The sequence below is a fragment of the Oceanococcus atlanticus genome (genome assembly GCF_002088235.1).
GTDB classification, from domain to species: domain Bacteria; phylum Pseudomonadota; class Gammaproteobacteria; order Nevskiales; family Oceanococcaceae; genus Oceanococcus; species Oceanococcus atlanticus.
In genome coordinates this window covers 465,251-484,924 of sequence record NZ_AQQV01000001.1, presented here as the reverse complement: position 1 = coordinate 484,924, position 19,674 = coordinate 465,251, and the positions used below count along the sequence as shown (strand labels likewise).

Genomic DNA, 19,674 nt, shown 5'->3' with positions numbered 1-19,674 from the left:
GCACAACACAATGTCGATTTACAGCCGGGCCGTGGATGCGGCCTACACCCGCGCGATCAACACCACTTCGCGATTCGTGCCCATGCACTGGCAGATCCGGGCGATTGAACAGCTGATCAAAGCCAAGCGCATGACCCTGGGCGAACGCCCGGTGCCCCGTTTCGTTGAAGAGGTCTTGCCCGAGGTTGAGGCCGTGCCACTGCACGAGATCGATGTGAGCAACCCGTTTCTCTATCGACAGGGCAAGTGGCAATCGTATTTCAAGCGCTTGCGGGATGAAGCCCCGGTGCATTTCCAGGCCGAAAGCCCGTTCGGGCCATTTTGGTCGGTGACCCGCTATGACGACATTCTGTTCGTCGACAAGCACCACGAACTGTTTTCGGCTGAGCCCATCATCGTGCTCGGCGACCGCCCGGAAGGCATGGCGCTAAAGACCTTCATCGCCATGGATCCGCCGCGGCATGATGTGGAACGCCAGGCGGTTCAGGCGGTGGTGGCGCCGAAAAACCTCAAGGAGATGGAAGGCCTGATCCGCCAGCGCACGCAGGAGGTGCTGGATGACTTGCCGCTTGATCAGCCCTTTGACTGGGTTGAGACGGTGTCCATCGAACTGACCGGCCGGATGCTCGCAACCCTGCTCGATTTTCCTTATGAAAAGCGCCACCTGCTGACCTACTGGTCGGACCTGATCGCCGGCTCGCCGGAGATGACCGGCGGCGCGTTTTCTGACAAGTCGGAGGTCTTTTCAGCCGCGGCCGACATGGCCCTGCATTTTGCCCAGCTGTGGCGTGACAAGAAAGCGCGTCACGCCGACGGGACGCCGCATGGCTTTGATCTGATCAGCCTGATGCAAAGCAATGCTGACACCGCGAACTTGATCGATGAGCCGCTGGTGTTTCTGGGTAATCTCTCGCTGCTGATTGTTGGCGGCAACGACACCACACGCAATTCCATGACCGGCGGTGTGCTGGCCATGCACGAGAATCCTGCCGAGTTTGAAAAGCTCAAGGCAACCCCCGGCCTGATTTCTAACATGGTGTCGGAAATCATCCGCTGGCAGACCCCGCTGGCCTACATGCGACGGGTTGCCAAGCAGGATGTGGAGCTGGGTGGACGGACCATCAGAAAGGGTGATCGCGTGGTCATGTGGTACGCCTCGGGAAACCGCGATGAACGCAAGATCGACAACCCCGATGCGTTTCTCATCGACCGCAAGGGGGCACGCAATCATCTGTCGTTCGGCTTCGGTATTCACCGCTGCATGGGCAATCGTCTGGCCGAGATGCAGCTGCGCATTCTGTGGGAGGAGCTGCTCCAGCGTTTCGACCGTATCGAGGTTGTTGGTGAGCCTGAACGGGTGCAGTCCAACTTCGTGCGTGGCTACGCCAGAATGATGGTCAAACTCAGCGCCAAGGCCTGAAGGTTGACGGCGTGCCGCGAGGCACGCCGCAGTCAGGCTAGCCGAACACCACCATGCATTGTGTGCCGCGCAGCAGCAGATTGCCATTGGGGGCGTACAAGGAAACGGTCTGGTGGGTGTAGCCGTCGCTGGCTGCATCCAGCACCACTTCGCACTCCCAGTCATTGAGTGCGTGGCCGGACACCGGCTCGCTGGTGAAATTGAGCATCCAGGTCATGGTGCTGCCCGGCTTGAAGCCCTTTGGCCAGCTCAATCCGATGGGTGGGGGGAAGTCGGCAAGTGCCAGCACATGTTCGAGTTCGGTGCTCGGTGCTTCATCTTTGAGGGCCAGCCGGTACAGCTGTTCGCAGTCATGCTGGCCGGAGCCCACCGGGTTGCCCTTGAGCATGCAGACTTCAAGATTTTGCAGGAAAGCCGGGCTTATGCCTTCCATGTAAGGCCATACCAGTGATTTATCGGCGCTGACCTGACGGGCGCGGACCATGTTGACCACGGATTCGCGTGGTCGCCCGAAAATGCCCATGAAGGTGGCGTGGAGCTGCTCATCCTTGATCAGCTCAACCCGAATCTGGCGCGTGTTCTTGCTGCTGCGGATCAGCTCTGCCCGACATTCGACCTCGCCCTCAACCGGGGCGATCAGGGTGGCCTGCAAGGTGCGGATGGGCAGGCCATCACTCAGGGGCTGCATCGCCTTTGCAGCGAGTACGGCCTGAAGGCCGCCGTAGGTGCTGCGTCCTTGCATCCAGCTATCGGGGATGCGGGCTTTAAGGCCTTCGGTGGTGGTGGCAACGGAATTGAGGAACTGCGTCAGGGTCATGTGGGTCTCTTCTTGAGAAAACTGAGCGGCCCGCGCCGGAGGCCAGATGGTCCGGCGCGAAGCGGCGTCAGGGGATGGTTTTGAGCCAATTGGCAACGGCTTGACCGATCTCGGTGGGGGAATCTTCCTGAATGAAATGGGCGCCTTTGACACTCACTTCCTGCTGGTTGGGCCAGCTGCGGCAAAACTCGCGTGCGCGTCCGGTCAGGATCGAGCCGGGCTCGGCGTTGATGAACAGTTTGGGTATGGTCGATTGCGCCATGAACTGGCCGTAGGCCTCGACCAGGGCGCAGATATGCGCCGGTTCGCCGTCAATAGGAATCTGTCGTGGCCAATTGAGGGTGACTTGGCGGTCGTCCGGGTTGAGAAAGGGGCGACGGTACTCGTTCATCTCCTCCTCGCTCAGCGTGCGCAAAATGGCGCTGGGCAGCACGCCTTCGATGAACATATTGCGTTTGAGGATCAGGTCTTCGCCCTTATCAGAGCGGAAGCCTTTGAAAATGCCGGCGGCGGATTCTGGCCAGTCAGACCAGCTCACGGGCATGACCACCGCTTCCATGTAGGCGATGCCACGCACGGACTGCGGATGCAGGCGTGCCCAATGAAAGCCCAGCCCGCTGCCCCAATCGTGAATCACCAGCGTGACGTTGTGGGTCAGATCAAGGGCCTGCAGCAAGCCGTCGAGATAGCTGTAGGCACTCTCAAACGAGTAGCGCTCCGGCCCCATCTCCACCGGCAGCTTGTCGGAATCGCCCTGACCGATGAGGTCAGGTGCGATGACGCGACCTGAGTTACGCAGCTCCGGAATGACGTCACGCCACAGATAGGATGATGTGGGGTTGCCGTGGAGCAGTACGATGGGGTCACCTTGACCTTCATCGATATAGGCGATGTCGCGTCCATTGACGTTGATGCGTTTCTTACGGCTTGCAAATTCTTCAGCCATGGGTGTGGGTCTCCTGGGTCGTGAGATAGCCCAAGCCGATGAGGGCGAGGGCGTCTGCGAGGGTGCTCCAGATTTCCTCGCGCGGTGTGCGTTTGCGACTTTGAACGCGCACGCCTTGATTGATCAGCATCAGAATCTGGGCGGCTTGCCTGGGGCTCAGATCCGAATGCCAGCGGCCCTCTTGGCGGGCCGCCTGCAGGGCTTGTTCGAAGGCCTTTTCGACATAGCCGAGCATCTGGGTGGCCAGTTTCGACAGTTCATCGTCGGTATCGGCAAGCTCAAGTATGGAATTCACCAGCAAACAGCCGTTGTGGAGGCGATCTTCCGGCACGTTCATCAACGTGACTGCGAAGAACGTGTGGATCAGTTGTTCAGGCCGGGTGTCGGTATCAACAGGCTGGATAGCCAGATCCGCCGTGCGTTGCCCGAACAGTTTCAGACACTCGATGAACAGGCTGCGCTTGTCGCCAAAGCTTGCGTAGAAACTGCTGCGTTGTATGCCCATGGTGTCGAGCAAGGCCGCCAGCGAAGTGGCTTTATAGCCTTGCGACCAGAACAGTTTCATTGCGCGTACCACTGCGCGATCGCGGTCAAATTCGAGGGGGCGGGGCATGCCGGTCTCAATGAGGTTACGGAGTTACTGTACCAATCGGTACAAAAATAGCAATCAATCGGTTTGAGCCTGGCCGTGGCGTCAAGTGTCAATACGTGAGTGCCACCGTGACGTCTAATAGGCGGACAAAATGTGATTACAGGGGACATCCACCATGACAAGCAGTGATCAGCCCAGGCCCGCCTCAGGCGCCTCTTTGAGTCGGTTTATTCAGCCCGCGGTGCGCAGCTGCTTTGCGCTATTGGTTGCAGCGACAATGCTGGGCTGTGGCGATGACAGCGCCGCCGGAAATGGCAGCTCAGCGCTTAAACAATGGCCGCCTTCGCAGCAGGGCGAGGATCCGCCGGCCGCGCCGGATGCCGTGTCACAGGTGGTCGGTTCGACCGCGGCCTTGCTGGATCTGCTGCCGACGGATGTGGTTGTACGGCTTTTTGATCCGGTGGCTTTCGGCTACACCATCAATGACATCACAGACCCGATTATCGTTGAGCATATGGTGCGCTCAACGCTGGCCCAATTGCAGGATGGCTCGCGCCTGGATCAGGTTTATCACTGGTACGGCCACCCTTATGAAAACCAGGCTGTAGCGCTGGTTCCGGTCGAGTTTGAGAACCGATATGGCACCCGTCTGCATGGTGAAATTGTGCTGCCCGGGCGCGCAGCGATCCCGCCGAGTGATGGGCCGTTTCCGGTGATTCTGGCGCTTGAAGGGTTGAACACCAATACCGCAATGTACCGCTGGTGGCATCGTTTGTTTGCCGACAACGGCTATCTGGTGTTTGCCTTCGATTTCAGCGGGCAGGGGCGTTCGGATGACGAAGTCAGCGGCGATCCGGGCAACAACCTGCACGATGCGCAAGACGCCATGCGCTATCTGTTTGAAGCATCGCCGGTGGCCAGTGTGCTCGACCGCGACCGCTTCGGTGTGATCGGGCACAGCATGGGGGCGGCGGCAGCCTTGCGCGTGCAAGAGCAGGAAGCCAGCGATGCTGCTGAACCCAATCCTGTGCCGGTCAAGGCGGTTATTGCGGCAGCGCCGGTGTTCGAGTCGGTGTCAGCCAGCCCGATTCCGGTGATGATTCAGACCGGTGATCACGATGGTCCGATTGCCCCTTTGCCGTTCGTGAATCCGGCGGTGGTGCGCCCGCTGTATGACAGCCTGAGCGCGGACCGGGCCTTCATTGTTGGCGAAGCTGCAACCCATGGCATGCACACCAATTACCCACTGATTCCGACCTCGACCTGGGGGCGTGAAATCGCCGAAGACTTCTCACTGGCCTGGATGGACTATTACCTGCGTGGCGACGCCTCGGCGCTGGCCGTGCTGGAAGGCGGGCATCCGCATCTGTCCTATCTGCATGACAGTCTGACCCGTATCAACGGGCATGAGCAGAGCTATCGCGGCGCGGGTTTACTCACGCTTGATTAGGCCACAGGCGGCCTGCTGATTCAGATCAACTGGAGTTTGCGCGCGTAGGCGGCAGCCGCTGTTCTGCTGCCTACGCCAATTTTTTCGTAGATGTTGTGCAAGTGCCACTTGACGGTGGCCACTGAGATCAGCAGCTCGTCCGCCAGCTGCAGGTTGGTCAGGCCGGCGGCGACCAGCTTGAGGATCTCGGTTTCGCGCTCGGTCAGCGGCTCGATCTCGTCGCGCCCGTCGGTCAGCGGTTGAATCGCGTTGTGGTTGTCCGGGTTTTCGTTTCTGAGCAGGGCAATCAGGCGTTGTTCGAACTGGCGTTTGAGCTGGTGTTCCTCACCGGCGTAGGCGCTGCCACGCTTGCACTGGATCGACTCCAGTATGTCCAGCATGGTGCCGCCGGCGGCAATGAACGGGTAGGCGTGATTGTGCGGAGCCGCCAGGTTCAGAGCCCGGTCCAGTTCGCGCTCGGCGTCGCCCTGACGCTCGCTGGCCCACAGGGCGATGGCACGCAGGCAGCGGATCTGCTGGAGCACAAGAATCTGCTCGGCCTGAGTCGCGGCCTGCAGCGATTTGAGCAGCTTCAGGGCGCTGTCGGGCTGACCCTGGGCCAAGCACAGCTTGGCTTCGGTGTAGCGTGACAGCACGCTGATGCGACTGCGCATCTCGTCGCAAATCAGCTGGCTGCGTCGATCATCCGCCAGCCCGCTGCTGATGAACAACTCGGCTGCGGTTTCGGTGTCGTCGTCATGGCGCAGGCGCAGGTCAATCTCTTCTGCGGCGAGACTGAAGTGGAGCATGAGCTGGGCAGCGCCCAGGGCCGTCTCGCGCCCTTGTTTGAGCACTTCGCAGGCCGCGCCCAGTTCGCCGCTCCAGGCTTTCATGCGCGCTTCGTTGCGCAGTGCAATCCACAGCGGTTCCTGCGGCCCGAACAAAGCGGTGAAATCCTGCCCGGCACTCATGCAGACGTTGACGGCGGCAAAGTTGCCGCGCTGGGTTTCGGTTTCGGCCTTGATGATGGCGGCCATGGCGAACATGTATCGGTTGGCATTGGTGCGTTCGCCAACGTGGCGGCTGGCACGCTCGGCACTGTCATGGGCGGCCTGAATGCGGCCGCGTTCGACATTGGCCAGGGCATTGAGGAAGTCAGCCCAGACAATGGCGTAGACCGAACCGGCCTGGCGACCATAGCTGTAGGCTTCTTCGGCGCAATCGGCCGCTTTGCTGATCTCGCCGCGGCTCAGATGGCAGTAGCTGGTTGCGTTGAGTATCGAGGCCAGCAAAAAGGGCTCCGAGGCGGGCAGCTCGGCGCGGATGCTGTGGCACTGATCAAGGCTGCCGGGAATTCTGTCCGAGCAGACATGGGCGATGGATTGAATGACCTGGGCCAGCCAGCGCAATTGATTGCGCTTGTGCGGTTCCAGATCCCAGCTGTCGCCGTGGTCACCGTCCAGCACCTGCACGGCCTGTTCGGCCAGTTTGATGGCCTGTTCAAGGTCAGATGAAAACGCACGTGACCAGGCGTGGTTGAGCAGGATCTCGGGGCGCTGTTGGTGGTACGAAGACGGCAGGCGTCGCATCCAGTCCAGGATGGTGTAGTGGTCGCCCTGGTACTGCGCGATGTCGGGCGCTTTGGTTGCGATCAGGTCCGCCGCACGCTCGTAATGCTCGCCGCTCAGGCAATACTGGATGGCTTCGGTCAGACGGCCTTGTTCTTCACTCCAGCTGGCCGCGATGGCGCACAGCTGCGGGTAGGCGTCGGTCTCGGTGCGGCGCAGTTCGGCCTGCAGAAAGTCGGCGAACAGATGGTGGTAGCGGTACCAGCGCCCCTCATCGTCAAGCGGAATCAGAAATAGATTGCTGCGCTCCACTTTATCCAGCAGCAGGGCGCCGCTTTGATCCTGCATCAGCGCATTGCACAGCCCGGGGGAGAGCCGTGTCAATGCCGAGGTGCGCAGCAAAAAACGCTGAACCTCAAGCGACTGAACGCCGAGGACGGTCTGGAACAGGTATTCGGTCAGGTCTTTGTTGCGTCCGGAAAACGAGGCGATCATGGCCCCGGCGTTGCCGCGACTGCGGCCGATGGCCAGCGCGGCGAGTTGCAGGCCGGCGGCCCAGCCTTCGGTGGTTGCGTGCAGGCTGTCCACCGCATCGGATTCAAGCTCGATGGCGTGCAGTTGCAGCATGAATTCGCTGACCTGGGCGGCATTGAAGTTGAGCGCCTCTTGCGTGATTTCATGCAGCCCACCGGAGATGCGCCTGCGCCCCAACTCCAGGCCGGGGCGGGTACGGCTGGCCAGAATTAGGCGCACGTTGCGCGGTGCATGGGCGATCAGGCGATTCCAGAAACGCAGGATGCTGCTGTGCGAGAGGTGCTGGAAGTCATCGACGAAAATCGCCAGCTTGCGGTCGGTGCGACTGATGCGGGCGACCAGCGCATCGAACAGGGCGTCGTAGTTGCGTGTGGGGTTGGCCTTGATGAAGGCCAGCTCCTTGTCGGCCGCTTTGGGGTCAAACTGATGCAGTGCCGAGACCAGGTATTTGGCGAACACGATAGGTTCGTTGTCATCGGCATCCACACTCAACCAGCAACAGGTGTATTTGTCCTGTGCTAGGCGTTTCGACAGTTCGACCAACAGGGTTGATTTGCCCGAGCCGGCCGGCGCCACCACGGTAACCACCACGCCTTCGCTGTCCTCGCTCAGCAGACCGTCGATCAGCTGATGGCGTGACAGCACCTTGTGCCGGATCAACGGCGCGCGCAGCTTGGTTTCGATCAGTTCATCGCCGCCCATCACGCTGGTGGGCGAGCTCATTTGTGCATGGCGGATGGGCATGAAAGCGCTAAGCAGGAGCCGGGTAGTTTGCTGATGGGCCAGCTAAAAGTATGGGAGCGTAAGCATAGACGGGCAGGCTGATCTTTTTCCCCATCCTTTGATCGGGTTGTTTGCGCGCCAACTCTCCTAGCATGCGTGGATCGGGCATACGCCGATGACTGAGGAGAACACGCGATGCAGACGCATTATTCCAATCTGCTGATCAAAAACGGGGTGGCCGCCATGCTGGTGGCCCTGGTGGCCGGCTTTCTATTGATTTTTTCCATGATCGGTGGGCTTTCGCTCAGCCCGGTGCCGGTGCTTTTTGAATTTGACATGCCCGGCACCACGGAAGGTTGGCGGATTGTGCACCTGGGCATGTTGCTGAACGGGATCATGGCCATCGTGCTCGGTGTGGCCATGCGTGCATATGTGCTCAGCGATGGTCATTCACGTGGCATCCAGTGGGGCACCAGCATCGCCGTGTGGGGCAATTTCTGCTTCTACATTTTCGGCATGTTCGCGCCCAACCACGGGGTCACCCTGGAAGCCAACCGTCTGGGTGAGGCCAGCTTCGCCGGTGCCTTGGCGTTCTTCCCGGCACTGCTCGGCGCGGTCACCCTGATTTATGCCCTGTGCGTGCTGTTTCGGGCCGAACCGGCGGATTAAGCGCGCCTCTGAAAAAACCGGGTCGTGGTGATCTCATCCGGCCTGCAACAGGAGTCATGATGTCCATGCACGACACAGCGGCGCAGGATGCGCCCTCGGCCGACAGCGCTGAACTGGATGCCGTTCTGCGCCAACAACGCAACGCCTATGAACGCGCGCGCAGTCCTTCCCTGATTCAACGGCGCAAAGCTTTGCGCACGCTGAGTCGGCTGCTGCAAGACAATCGCGATGCCATCGTGGCCGCTTTGCACAGTGATTTCGGTCATCGCTCCAGCGATGAAACACGCATCGCCGAGATCGGTGCCACGGTGGCCAATATCGAATTCGCACGGCGTCATCTGGCGGCGTGGATGCGGCCGCGGCGGCGCAGCACCTCCATGTGGTTCCTGCCCGGTGCCAACCGGGTGCAGGCCCAGCCTCTGGGCGTGGTCGGCATCATGGCGCCGTGGAATTACCCGATCAATCTGGCCGTCTCGCCGCTGGCCAGCGCGTTGGCGGCCGGTAACCGCGCGATGATCAAGATGTCGGAGTACACCCCGGCATCGAGCCAGTTGCTCAAGCAGCTGCTGGCCCAGGCATTTGATCAGGACCAGGTGGCTGTTTTTGGTGGTGGTCCGGCCGAATCCGAGCATTTCTCGGCGCTGCCTTTCGATCATCTGCTGTTCACCGGCTCGACTGCGGTGGGGCGCAAGGTGATGGCGGCAGCTGCGGCCAACCTGACCCCACTCACGTTGGAGCTGGGTGGCAAAAGTCCGGTGATCGTGGCCTCGGATTACCCCATGGAAGAGGCGGCCAGCCGGGTGCTGTGGGGCAAGACCACCAATGCCGGGCAGACCTGTGTGGCGCCGGACTACGTGCTGGTGCCGCAGGGCCGTGCGCGTGATTTCGTGATCTGGATGTCGCGCCATTACCGTCAGCGCTTCCCGGACGGGGCTCAAGGCCAGGATTACTCATCGATTATTGACCAGCGCAACTACCAGCGGCTCGGTCAGCTGGTTGAAACCGCTCAGTCGGGCGGCGCTGAAGTGGTGCCGCTGGAGCCGCACACCGAGGCCCTGGCGGCGGCGCGCAAGTTTCCACTGACCCTGATTCTCAACCCCGCGGATGACAGCCGGGTGATGCGCGAGGAAATCTTCGGCCCGGTGCTGCCGGTGCTTGAGGTGCCGGATGTTGATCACGCGGTGCAACGCATCAACGCAGGTGAACGGCCGCTGGCGCTGTATCTGTTCAGCCATAGCGAAAAAATTCAGCAGGCGGTCATGAAAAACACTCACGCCGGTGGCGTCACCATCAACGATGTGATGCTGCAGTACCTGCAGGTTGCGCAACCGTTTGGCGGGGTCGGCGCCAGTGGCTTCGGGCGCTATCACGGGCGCGAGGGCTTCGAAACCTTCTCGCACATGAAAGCGGTTTTCGTGCAGCGTGGGTTCGGACGTTTCACCGGGCTGAAGCTGCTGTATCCGCCGTACGGACCGCTGTCGCGGCGATTGATCAGTTTGATGGGAGGCTAAAGCATGCAGGCATTGTTGAAACCAGACAGTGGTTTTGAATATCAGGTCAGAACCCAGCCGCAGGCGCTGGCCGTGATGGACGAAAAGCATCAGATCAGCTTCCGGCAGCTGGATGAGCACGTCGACGCCGTGGTGGCCGGGCTCAAGCGCGCCGGGCTGGGCGCTCAGGACCGCATCGCGGTGGTCGCCAAGAACCGCTACGAGATGGTCGTGCTGCTGCTGGCCGCGTTGCGTGGCGGGCCGGTTTGCGTGCCCATCAATCGCCGCGTGTCGACAGACGAAATGCTGTGGATTATTGAGGACGCGCAATGTGTGGCGGTGTTTGCCGACGCCCAGTGCGCGCAAGCGCTGGATGCCGGGCTGAGTGCCCAAATCCCCCAGAACCTGCGTTTCTCGCTGGATGAGGGGGAATCCCAATGGATCTGCTTTGCGCGCTGGCTTGAGGGCCAGCAGGGCTGTTCGGCGCGGGCTGTCCTGCCGCTTGAGCGAGCGTATCTGCAGATTTACACCTCCGGTACCAGCGGACGCCCCAAAGGCGTGGTGCTGACCCATGGCAACAGCCTGGGCCAACTCACCGCCATATTGCTCAGCGTGGATGCGGATTTTCGCGCCGGCGAAAGTCTCTACGAGGCGTTGCCGCTGTTCCATGTGGGCGGCGTGTTCGCGAGCCTGTGGGCTTTGAACCGTGGTGTCAGCCTGGTGTTGCGACAGGAATTCAACCCGCAGCTGACCGACGACATGATGGCCTCGGGGACGGTGCAGCATGCCGCTCTAGTGCCGGCCATGATTCAGGCCTGTCTGGCCGTCAGTCAGCCCAACCCGGCCGGCTACGGCAAGCTCAAAACCATTATGTACGGGGCCTCGCCGATATCGCGTCCGGTCCTGACCGATGCGGTGGCGCGTTATGCCTGCGACTTCATGCAGGTTTACGGCATGAGCGAAACCCACAGCGTGATCTCCGCGCTGACCTGCGCGGATCATCGCCAGATCGTGTCCGCCCCGGAATGCCCGCTGGTTGCATCGGCCGGGCGCGCGGTGGCCGGCACCGAACTGAGCATCTGCGATCCGCTGGGCCATGAACTGGCAACCGGTGAGGTGGGCGAAATTCGGGTCAGCTCGCAACATGTCATGGCCGGTTACTGGAATAAGCAGAGCGCTACCGAGGAGGCCATCCGCGAGGGCCAGCTGTGCACCGGCGACGCCGGTTATCTGGATGACAACGGCTATCTGTTTATTGTTGACCGCCTCAAAGACATCATCGTGACCGGCGGTGAGAACGTCTCTTCACTGGAGGTCGAATCGGCCCTGCTGCAGCACCCGGCCATCGATGATGCTGCGGTCATCGGCACCCCGCATGCGCAATGGGGGGAGGCGGTCACGGCGCTGATCGTGAGCGCTGATCCTGATCTGAGCAGCGACGATATCCAGGCTTTCTGCAAGCAGCGCATTGGCCATTTCAAGGTGCCCAAGCGCATCGAGCAGGTGGCCGCGATTCCGCGCAATGCCGCGGGGAAAATTCTCAAGAACCAGCTGCGTCAGCAGTTCTGGGAGGGGCAAGACCGTCGTGTGTCCTGAAAACCAGCCAATCTCATCAGATCCCAGCGCCCAGGCGTTCTCCAGCTTCGCCTACACCCGCGATGCAGGAGTCATCAATCTGCGGCTGAATCGGCCCGACAAACGCAATTGTCTGACGCGTGAATTCTGGCGCGAACTGCCGTTGGCGCTGGCGCAGGCCGAGCAGGACCCGCAAGCGCGCTGCGTGCTGCTCAGTGCCGATGGCGAGATGTTCACCGCAGGCATTGATATCGCCATTCTGCAGTACGTGCAGGGCCAGGGCGTGCAGATGGAGGCGGCGCGCAAGGCCGACTATATCCGGCGTACGGTGTTGTCCCTGCAGGAATCCCTGAACGCCTTGGCGCGCTGCCCGTTGCCGGTTGTGGCCGCCATCCAGGGCGCATGTTTGGGCGGCGGGCTGGATCTGGTCAGCGCCGCCGATGTACGTCTGGCTGAGGCTGCGACACAGTTTGCGCCGATGGAGCTCAATCTGGGGTTTGTGCCTGATCTTGGCACCGTGCAGCGCCTGAGTGCGTATCTGCCGCCCGCTCTGATTGCAGACTGGCTGTTCACCGCGCGGGTTATCGACGGCGCCGAAGCTTTGCGCATCGGTTATGTCTCGCGTGTGGCGGAATCGCCAGAGCAACTGCACGCGCTGGGCTGGCAGGTGGCGCATCAGATTGCCGCCAACTCACCGCTGGCTTTGCGCGGACTCAAGGACACCATGCGTTTCACGCGGGCCCATGGTGTCGATGCGGGGCTGCAGCATGTCGCCGCCTGGCAGGGGGGCTATTTCCCCGGGGCGGATTTTGCCGAGGCCATGCAGGCCCGGGCCGAGCGTCGTGCGCCGCGCTTTGAACCGCTGCCCAATGATCAGTTCGTGTTCGGGGCATTTGATAACGGCGAGCCCCAGGCGTGAGGAACGAAACCTTTCGCCCGGATTTGCTCAAGGGCAAGAACGCCTTCATCGCCGGTGGCTCCAGCGGGATCAATCTGGGAATCGCCAAGAAGCTTGGCGTGCTTGGGGCGCAGGTTTTCCTGATGAGTCGCTCGCAGGACAAGATTGATGCGGCGATTCAGGACTTGCGTGAATTTGGCATCAGTGCGGCCGGCTGCGCGGCCGACGTGCGTGACTACGCGGCGGTCGAGTCCGCCGTGCAACGTTGTGTCGAGGTCTTTGGTCCGCTCGATATCGTGGTCTCCGGTGCGGCGGGCAACTTTGTTGCGCCGGCTGCGGAGCTGTCGTCAAACGGCTTCAAGACCGTGGTCGATATCGACCTCAACGGCACTTTTCATGTGTGCCGCGCGGCCTATGCCCACGTGCGCAAGCCCCAAGCCTGCATGCTCAATATCTCCGCGGTTCAGGCATTCATGCCGGTGCCCGGGCAGGCTCATGTGTGTGCGGCCAAAGCCGGGGTGGAAGCATTGACCAAGGTTCTGGCCATCGAATGGGGGCCGCAGGGCATTCGCGTTAATGCCATTGCACCAGGGCCGGTGGAAGGCACCGAAGGCATGGCGCGGTTGACGCCGACCGCCAAGCACAAAGCCCGCTTTTTACAGGCCATCCCGCTGCGACGCTACGCCGAACTCGACGAGATTGCCGACACGGCGGCTTTTCTGTGTTCGCCCGCAGGGAGCAACTTCAACGGCGAGGTTTTAGTCTGCGACGGTGGGCAATCCACCCTGGGAGGAGGGGGCTTCGCTGCCGCGTGGTCGGGGTAGAACCTGGCCAGGGCCATCCCAAAGATGGGTCACAAGCGCATATTTTGAGCGCATAGTGTGGTTCAGCTGAGCCATAAAAGGAGACGCGCATGAGCACATTGCCTGAGCACCCCATGGATGATTTTCCGGTGCGTCAGCTCACCTTTTCTTTCGATGCAATCGAGTTTCAGGATCCGCTGTGGAGCCGGACCAAGCCGGAATTCTCGATGTTCATCAATGCGTTGGGCATCCACGTGCCGTACTTCGAGCGCTATCTGGTTAAGAGCATGCGCGCGGCCAAAGCCGAAATCACCGATGAACGCCTGCGCCGCGACATCTCGGCCATCATTGGTCAGGAGGCGCACCACGCCAAGAATTTTGTGGTCCTCAACCAGTGGCTGAGTCAGCGTTATCCCAAGGTGGCGCAGTTTGATCAGCAGGCCAAGGATTACTTTGCCGATCACGCCAAATCCGATTCCTTACGCCGCCTGGTCGGTTACACCGCCGGCTACGAGACCTTCACCTTTCTCAGCGGCATGATCGTGCTGCAAAACTTTGAACATTGGTTCAAAGACAGTGATCCGGTCATGAAAGCGCTGTGGATCTGGCACCAGGTTGAGGAAGTGGAGCATGGCGCGGTCGCTTTTGAGGTTTACAAGCACCTCTACGGCGAGCGTGAGTGGTATCGCAAATGGATGATTCTGGTCACCTTGCTGCACATTGCCAAGGAAACCCTGAAAGCCTATATGCACATGGCACGCTGTGAAGGTTGGTTGCGCAACCCGCTACGCGGTGCCGGCAAAATCGGTTATTGCCTGGTCATGCTGGGGCGCTTCGTGAAAAGTGCTTTGCCGGTCTTCAAACGTGGCTATCACCCCAGAAACCATCCCATGGTGACCAGTCGTCAGGATCCCATTCAGATCGCTTGGCGCCGCTATGAGCACGCCGGTGGTGAAGTGCTGGATATCGATCACCAGAAGATGGCCAAGATCCTGCAGGTCGAGGCCGCAGCGGCTTGAGACGTTGCTGGTAATCAGGCTGCTGATAAGGCTTAAGCAGCAGGCGCTCAGCCTGCTGCGATGGTTGCCGAGAAATTAATCGACAACTTGCATTAAAGAAATCCGTAGTCCGGGCGATAACCCTAGCGAACCGGCAACAGGCCCGATGGTGGACTGAGCCGTTAGGACTTCTCTCCCCAACGAGGATGACATCATGCAAGTGATCAACACCAACGTAATGTCGCTGAATGCTCAGCGCAATCTGTACCAGTCAAACAATGATCTGGCCACCTCCATCCAGCGTCTGTCGACCGGTCTGCGTATCAACAGTGCCAAAGATGACGCCGCCGGTCTGGCCATTTCCGAGCGCTTCACCTCGCAGATCCGAGGTCTGAATCAGGCTGTTCGCAATGCCAACGATGGCATTTCGCTGGCCCAGACCGCTGAAGGTGCGCTGGGCGAAGTGGCCAACAACCTGCAGCGCATTCGTGAGCTGTCGGTGCAGTCGTCCAACGCCACCAACTCCAACAGTGACCGTGCAGCGTTGCAGGCTGAAGTGTCCCAGCTGCTGTCGGAAATCAACCGTGTGGCCGACCAGACCACCTTCAATGGGGTCAACCTGCTGGATGGTTCGTTCTCCGGCGCGGTGTTCCAGATCGGCGCTAACGCCGGTGAGAACATCACCGTCTCGTCACTGGCTGACGCCAACACGGCTGCCCTGGGCAGCGTGACCCAGGCTTCCGCTTCGGTGGCTGCCAGCGGTCTGACTGGCTTCGCCTCCGCCATCGCGGCTGGTGGTGTCACCGTCAACGGTGTCGACATCGGTGCGATTGGCTCGGCCTCCAGTGCGGCTGAGCGTGCCGGCCAGCTGGTGGATGCGATCAATGAAGTGTCGCAGCAGACCAATGTCGGTGCCTCCTATGACTCTGCCACTGGTCAGATCACCCTGACCGGCAGCCAGGACATCATCATTGCCGGTACCGAGAATGATGCGACCACCGCCGGCTGGGCCAACGCCACAGTCGCCACGACCACAACCTCCAGCGGTATCGACACTCTGGACATCAGCAGCTACGCCGGTGCCCAGCTGGGTATGCAGCTGGTCGACAGTGCCCTGACCACGATCAACAGCGCGCGCGCTGACTTGGGTGCACTGCAGAGTCGCTTCGAAAGTGTGGTGGCCAACCTGCAGACCACCTCTGAGAACCTGAGTGCTTCACGCTCGCGCATCCAGGATGCCGACTTCGCTGCCGAAACCGCTGCTCTGACCCGCGGTCAGATTCTGCAGCAGGCCGGGACTGCGATGCTGGCCCAGGCCAACGCGGCGCCGCAGAACGTACTCAGCCTGCTTGGCTAAAGCACGGACCGGGGGCACCGCAGCCGCGGTGTCCCCGAGCCTTTTGAACATGGAGGTGCGTGATGATTGAAGTCTCATCATTAACCCAACTGGCCCAGACCCAAACCGTTCCGGTGGAGACACCGAGAGCGGTTCAGCCCGTGGTGGCGACACAGGCCAGTGAAAAAACCCGTGGCGAGATGCCCCATCTGGCTGAAGCCAACACGGTGGTCAGTCGCGACACGTCGCTCAAGTTTCGCATCGACCAGGACTCCGAACGCTTGATTGTTTCGCTGCTCGACAGCGACGGCCAGCTGATTCGGCAAATGCCTTCCGAGCTGATACTGCGCCTGGCCCAGCGTCTCGAAGAGATCCAGGAGCAGGGCAAGTTCGGTTTGGACGCCCTCGCTTGACCTGGGCACAGCCCTTGCAGGTGCACTGACATGCCTACGATAACCTCTGCCGGCGTTGGGTCCGGACTCGACATAAACTCTCTGGTTGCCCAGCTAGTGGCGGCCGAGCGCGCGCCCGTGGCCAACCGGCTGACGCGCCAGGAAAGCACGATCCGTGTCGAGCTGTCGGCCTTTGGTCAGTTTCGCAACGCACTGTCAGCCTTTGATAGCGCATTGGAAAAGCTCAGTAATGCCGACACACTGGACGGACGCGGCGCCAGCTCCAGCGACGAAGAGGTTTTCACGGCCAGCGTGCAAAGCGGTGCGGCGCTTGGTCGTTTCAGCGTCCAGGTTGAGCAGCTTGCGCAGGCGCACCGGATGGCCAGCACAACGCCGTACGCTTCGGTTGATGATCCGGTCGGCTATGGCACCCTTCAGCTTGATCTGGGAAGCGACAGCTTCTCGGTTGAAATTGATCCCGCCGCTCAGAGTCTGGCCGAAGTGCGCGATGCCATTAACAATGCCGCCGACAACCCGGGTGTGCGGGCAACCATTCTCAACACCGACAGCGGCGCGATACTGCAGCTGTCGTCCGATCGCACCGGTGCAGACAGCGAAATACAGCTGAGCAGCAGCGGCGGCGATGGCGAGTTGAATACCTTCATCGCCAATCTTGGACAGACGCAGGCCCAGCAAGACGCCATTGTTTACGTCGATGGTTATCAGGTTACCTCTTCAAGCAATTCCCTGGACGGTGTGTTGCAGGGTGTGACGATCAATCTCAATGAGGCGCGCCCGGGCGAGGTTTTCGATCTCAATGTGAGTCGTGACAACAACGCTGCGGTCGAGGTCATCAAGGAATTCGTTAACACCTACAACAGTTTTGTTGACCAGGCCAAGAGTCTCGGTGGTTACAACGCCGATACCGAGGTGGCCGGCACGCTCAATGGCGATTCGATTTTGCGTGGCGCAACCAATCAACTGCGTCAGGCGTTGACGGGCAGCTATGGTGAGGGCGATGAGTTTCTTAGCGCATTCGGCATTGGGCTGGACGTCGACGGCCGTCTGAGTTTCGACGAAACGGAGTTGTCGTCGGTGCTCGATGCGGACTTCAGCAAGCTCAGAGATTTTCTCTCTGGCGATGACGGCTTCGTAGCCAGCTTGCAGGGTATTACCGGTGGCTACGTCGATGATGACGGCATCATCGGTGGCCGCGTTGACAGTCTTAATCAGCGTCTGGATCGTATCGAAGAGCGCAACGAAGCGCTGGATGCCCGCATGGAGCGCATCGAAGCCCGCTATCTGGCCCAGTTCTCGGCTCTGGATGTGATGCTCTCACAGCTGCAGCAGACCAGCTCCTATCTGAGCCAGCAACTGGCCAGCCTGCCGGGTGTCGCCAACAGCAACGAGTAGGCCTGTTGCGGATCTTTTGACGCTCAAGTTTTAAGCCGCCGCGCCGATAACCAACGTACGCTTAACAGGGAGATTCCCCATGTACGCTGGCAGCCATGCTTACGCTTCCAATCAGTACAACACCGTCGCTGTGGATAGCGGCGTGGCCAGTGCCGATGCCCACGGATTGATCCGCATGTTGATGGCGGGTGCCATCGAACGAGCCGGCGCTGCGCGGGTCGCCCTGATCAACAAGGACGCGGAACTGGCCGGTCGCAAAATCGGCGCCACTGCGGCCATCGTGAGCGAGCTGCGCGGTTGCTTGGATCATACCAACGGTGGGCCTATCGCGACCCAGCTCGATGCGCTTTACGACTACGCTTTGCGCCGCTTGATGCATGCCAACCGGCACCGCGACCAGGATGCCTTGCTGGAAGTGATGGACCTGATGTCGCAGCTGCACAGCGCCTGGGTCGACATGCAGTGACGCGTTTTTCGTACTTAAGTGTGCACGCTTTACGTCAAATGACATTTCCTTGACGACTCGCTGAGCAAGCTGTCTTCAGCCCGACGAAATCACGACAATCACGGTGTGATGTTCAGGGGCTCTTCATAAGTCGAGGAGAGAGCAATGAAGCCAGGCTTGAGTCTGAACATCAGCCAGAAAGTGGCCATGACCCCGCAGCTTGCGGAGTCGATCCGGTTCCTGCAGTTGTCGGCCGCGGAACTGGCAGATGAACTGAAGTCTGCGCTGGACAGCAACGTGATGCTGGAGGAGGTCGGCACCGACGACGGTGCAGAGGACATCCGCCCTGACAACCATCAGGCCGACTGGGCCGACTCGGCCTCTGAACGTGCCGAGAGTTGGGGCCAAGCCGCGCGTCAGACTCGAGGCGGTTCTGGCGAGTTCTCTTTCGAAGATCGTCTGGTCAATGACGAGCCCGGTGTGCATCTGCGCATCGTGGAACAGATTCCCATGCATTTCCCGGACGAGCAGGAGCAGCGTATTGCGCTGGCAATTGTCGAATCCACCGATGACTCCGGCTATCTGACGGGCACGGTTGCAGATCTGGTGGCCAGTCTTTCGCAGGTCAAGATGGTTCGCCCGACAGAAGTCGAGGAAGTGCTGCATGTGATCCAGCGTCTCGACCCGATCGGTTTTGCAGCACGCAACCTGGCCGAATGTTTACGCGTTCAGCTGGAAGAATTGTCTGAGTCACGTGCGCATGTCAGCGATCCCCAGGAACGCGAGGAAATCGACCTGGCGTTGAAAGTCGTGGACTTTCACCTGAATGACCTTGGGCGTATGGATCTGCCGGCCATCGCCGCGGCGCTGGGCCGTCGCGAGGACGAAGTGGCCGCCGCCGTGCGGTTGATTCGCAGCCTGAGCCCGAAACCGGCTGCCGATGAAAAGACGGCGGTTGCGATTGTTCCCGACGTGACGGTTGAACAGGTTCAGGGCGAATGGACCGTGCGTTTGAACAACAGCACGGTTCCGAGCCTGCGTATCAATGCGGAATATGAGCGCATCGTAACCAATGATGCGAGCGCCAAAGCCCTGCGTGATCAGCTGCAGGACGCGCGCTGGCTGATCCGCAGCGTGGAAATGCGCAACGACACGCTATTGCGTGCAACGCGGTTTATTTTTGAACATCAGCAGACCTTTCTGGCACGTGGCGAGACCGCGCTGAAACCGCTGACGTTGAAGTTTGTTGCCGATGCCATTGGGGTGCACGAAAGCACCATCTCGCGCATCACGACCAGCAAATTTGTGCAGACCCCACATGGGGTGTTTCCGCTCAAAGCCTTCTTCCCCAGCCAGCTTGTGGTGGCCGACGGCGTGGCCGCGTCCGGCTCGGCGGTGAAGGCCACCATTCAAAAGTTGATCGCGCATGAAACGCCTGAACAGCCTCTGCGCGACGTCGACCTGGCCGCCATCCTGGCGCGCCGCGGTGTACGCATTGCACGTCGCACCATCGCCAAGTACCGGGAAGCACTGAATATTCCTTCGTCAAAAGATCGACTGGAGCGCTATCGCCTTGATGCGCTGATCCAGCGCCGGGTCGCCAAGGCCCGCTGAGTTCGGGAGAAC

At 60.5% G+C, this 19,674-nt stretch carries 17 protein-coding genes; 13 read left to right on the top strand and 4 right to left on the bottom strand.

Translation table 11 applies throughout. The features are described 5' to 3' along the window. Positions 1-10 precede the first annotated feature (10 nt). Positions 11-1,420 carry a cytochrome P450 gene (locus tag ATO7_RS02250; protein WP_083559283.1) on the top strand — a complete coding sequence of 470 codons (1,410 nt, stop codon included), beginning with the start codon at positions 11-13 and terminating at the stop codon, positions 1,418-1,420. Positions 1,421-1,457: 37 nt separating this feature from the next. Here ATO7_RS02250 and ATO7_RS02245 read toward each other — a convergent pair whose 3' ends face one another. The 3 genes from ATO7_RS02245 to ATO7_RS02235 form a co-directional block, all read right to left on the bottom strand. Next, entirely contained in the window at positions 1,458-2,237 is a 780-nt protein-coding gene (locus ATO7_RS02245; protein ID WP_083559282.1) for a thioesterase family protein, read from the bottom strand. 67 nt (positions 2,238-2,304) lie between these two features. Further along, on the bottom strand, positions 2,305-3,183 hold the full coding sequence (locus ATO7_RS02240; RefSeq protein WP_083559281.1) for a haloalkane dehalogenase: 879 nt from the start codon (positions 3,181-3,183) through the stop codon (positions 2,305-2,307). Continuing rightward, positions 3,176-3,796, bottom strand: coding sequence for a TetR/AcrR family transcriptional regulator (locus ATO7_RS02235; RefSeq protein ID WP_083559280.1), 621 nt, complete (start codon positions 3,794-3,796; stop codon positions 3,176-3,178). Before ATO7_RS02235 ends, ATO7_RS02240 begins: the two co-directional genes overlap by 8 nt. Before the next feature lie 154 nt (positions 3,797-3,950). Here ATO7_RS02235 and ATO7_RS02230 point away from each other — a divergent pair, with 154 nt between their 5' ends. Continuing rightward, complete coding sequence (locus ATO7_RS02230) at positions 3,951-5,225, top strand: alpha/beta fold hydrolase (RefSeq protein WP_083559279.1); 1,275 nt, start codon at positions 3,951-3,953, stop codon at positions 5,223-5,225. Between the two features lie 20 nt (positions 5,226-5,245). Here the strand turns inward: ATO7_RS02230 and ATO7_RS02225 are convergent, their stop codons facing one another. After that, positions 5,246-8,029, bottom strand: a complete 2,784-nt coding sequence (locus ATO7_RS02225) for a LuxR C-terminal-related transcriptional regulator (protein WP_158523002.1) — start codon at positions 8,027-8,029, stop codon at positions 5,246-5,248. A 195-nt stretch (positions 8,030-8,224) separates the two neighbouring features. Here ATO7_RS02225 and ATO7_RS02220 point away from each other — a divergent pair, with 195 nt between their 5' ends. The 11 genes from ATO7_RS02220 (at position 8,225) to rpoN (ending at position 19,662) form a co-directional block, all read left to right on the top strand. Beyond that, the gene (locus tag ATO7_RS02220; RefSeq protein WP_083559277.1) at positions 8,225-8,698 is read left to right on the top strand and encodes a hypothetical protein; all 474 of its coding nucleotides are present in this window, start codon (positions 8,225-8,227) and stop codon (positions 8,696-8,698) included. A gap of 59 nt (positions 8,699-8,757) precedes the next feature. Beyond that, on the top strand, positions 8,758-10,209 hold the full coding sequence (locus ATO7_RS02215; protein WP_206044761.1) for a coniferyl aldehyde dehydrogenase: 1,452 nt from the start codon (positions 8,758-8,760) through the stop codon (positions 10,207-10,209). 3 nt (positions 10,210-10,212) lie between these two features. Beyond that, positions 10,213-11,784 (top strand): class I adenylate-forming enzyme family protein, encoded by a 1,572-nt coding sequence (locus tag ATO7_RS02210; RefSeq protein WP_083559276.1) that lies wholly within the window; start codon positions 10,213-10,215, stop codon positions 11,782-11,784. Next, positions 11,774-12,682 (top strand): enoyl-CoA hydratase-related protein, encoded by a 909-nt coding sequence (locus ATO7_RS02205; RefSeq protein WP_158523001.1) that lies wholly within the window; start codon positions 11,774-11,776, stop codon positions 12,680-12,682. Before ATO7_RS02210 ends, ATO7_RS02205 begins: the two co-directional genes overlap by 11 nt. Then, positions 12,679-13,485: an SDR family oxidoreductase gene (locus ATO7_RS02200; protein ID WP_083559274.1), complete on the top strand. Its 807-nt coding sequence runs from the start codon at positions 12,679-12,681 to the stop codon at positions 13,483-13,485. The genes ATO7_RS02205 and ATO7_RS02200 overlap by 4 nt, the downstream gene beginning before the upstream one ends. A gap of 89 nt (positions 13,486-13,574) precedes the next feature. After that, positions 13,575-14,483: a metal-dependent hydrolase gene (locus ATO7_RS02195; RefSeq protein ID WP_083559273.1), complete on the top strand. Its 909-nt coding sequence runs from the start codon at positions 13,575-13,577 to the stop codon at positions 14,481-14,483. 190 nt (positions 14,484-14,673) lie between these two features. Then, positions 14,674-15,819, top strand: coding sequence for a flagellin (locus ATO7_RS02190; RefSeq protein WP_083559272.1), 1,146 nt, complete (start codon positions 14,674-14,676; stop codon positions 15,817-15,819). A 62-nt stretch (positions 15,820-15,881) separates the two neighbouring features. Further along, positions 15,882-16,211, top strand: coding sequence for a flagellar protein FlaG (locus tag ATO7_RS02185; RefSeq protein ID WP_083559271.1), 330 nt, complete (start codon positions 15,882-15,884; stop codon positions 16,209-16,211). Between the two features lie 30 nt (positions 16,212-16,241). Further along, a complete protein-coding gene (fliD, locus tag ATO7_RS02180; protein ID WP_083559270.1) occupies positions 16,242-17,603 on the top strand; it encodes a flagellar filament capping protein FliD in 1,362 nt (453 codons plus the stop codon). A 79-nt stretch (positions 17,604-17,682) separates the two neighbouring features. Next, on the top strand, positions 17,683-18,069 hold the full coding sequence (fliS, locus tag ATO7_RS02175) for a flagellar export chaperone FliS (RefSeq protein WP_083559269.1): 387 nt from the start codon (positions 17,683-17,685) through the stop codon (positions 18,067-18,069). Positions 18,070-18,213: 144 nt separating this feature from the next. Then, positions 18,214-19,662: an RNA polymerase factor sigma-54 gene (gene rpoN / locus ATO7_RS02170; RefSeq protein ID WP_083559268.1), complete on the top strand. Its 1,449-nt coding sequence runs from the start codon at positions 18,214-18,216 to the stop codon at positions 19,660-19,662. Positions 19,663-19,674 lie beyond the last annotated feature (12 nt).

Coding starts and splice junctions, on each gene's coding strand:
- ATO7_RS02185 (WP_083559271.1), top strand. CDS start 15,882: ATGATTGAAGTCTCATCATTAACCCAACTGGCCCAGACCCAAACCGTT.
- ATO7_RS02240 (WP_083559281.1), bottom strand. CDS start 3,183: ATGGCTGAAGAATTTGCAAGCCGTAAGAAACGCATCAACGTCAATGGA.
- ATO7_RS02225 (WP_158523002.1), bottom strand. CDS start 8,029: ATGAGCTCGCCCACCAGCGTGATGGGCGGCGATGAACTGATCGAAACC.
- ATO7_RS02235 (WP_083559280.1), bottom strand. CDS start 3,796: ATGCCCCGCCCCCTCGAATTTGACCGCGATCGCGCAGTGGTACGCGCA.
- ATO7_RS02250 (WP_083559283.1), top strand. CDS start 11: ATGTCGATTTACAGCCGGGCCGTGGATGCGGCCTACACCCGCGCGATC.
- fliS (WP_083559269.1), top strand. CDS start 17,683: ATGTACGCTGGCAGCCATGCTTACGCTTCCAATCAGTACAACACCGTC.
- rpoN (WP_083559268.1), top strand. CDS start 18,214: ATGAAGCCAGGCTTGAGTCTGAACATCAGCCAGAAAGTGGCCATGACC.
- ATO7_RS02245 (WP_083559282.1), bottom strand. CDS start 2,237: ATGACCCTGACGCAGTTCCTCAATTCCGTTGCCACCACCACCGAAGGC.
- ATO7_RS02230 (WP_083559279.1), top strand. CDS start 3,951: ATGACAAGCAGTGATCAGCCCAGGCCCGCCTCAGGCGCCTCTTTGAGT.
- ATO7_RS02220 (WP_083559277.1), top strand. CDS start 8,225: ATGCAGACGCATTATTCCAATCTGCTGATCAAAAACGGGGTGGCCGCC.
- ATO7_RS02195 (WP_083559273.1), top strand. CDS start 13,575: ATGAGCACATTGCCTGAGCACCCCATGGATGATTTTCCGGTGCGTCAG.
- fliD (WP_083559270.1), top strand. CDS start 16,242: ATGCCTACGATAACCTCTGCCGGCGTTGGGTCCGGACTCGACATAAAC.
- ATO7_RS02210 (WP_083559276.1), top strand. CDS start 10,213: ATGCAGGCATTGTTGAAACCAGACAGTGGTTTTGAATATCAGGTCAGA.
- ATO7_RS02215 (WP_206044761.1), top strand. CDS start 8,758: ATGTCCATGCACGACACAGCGGCGCAGGATGCGCCCTCGGCCGACAGC.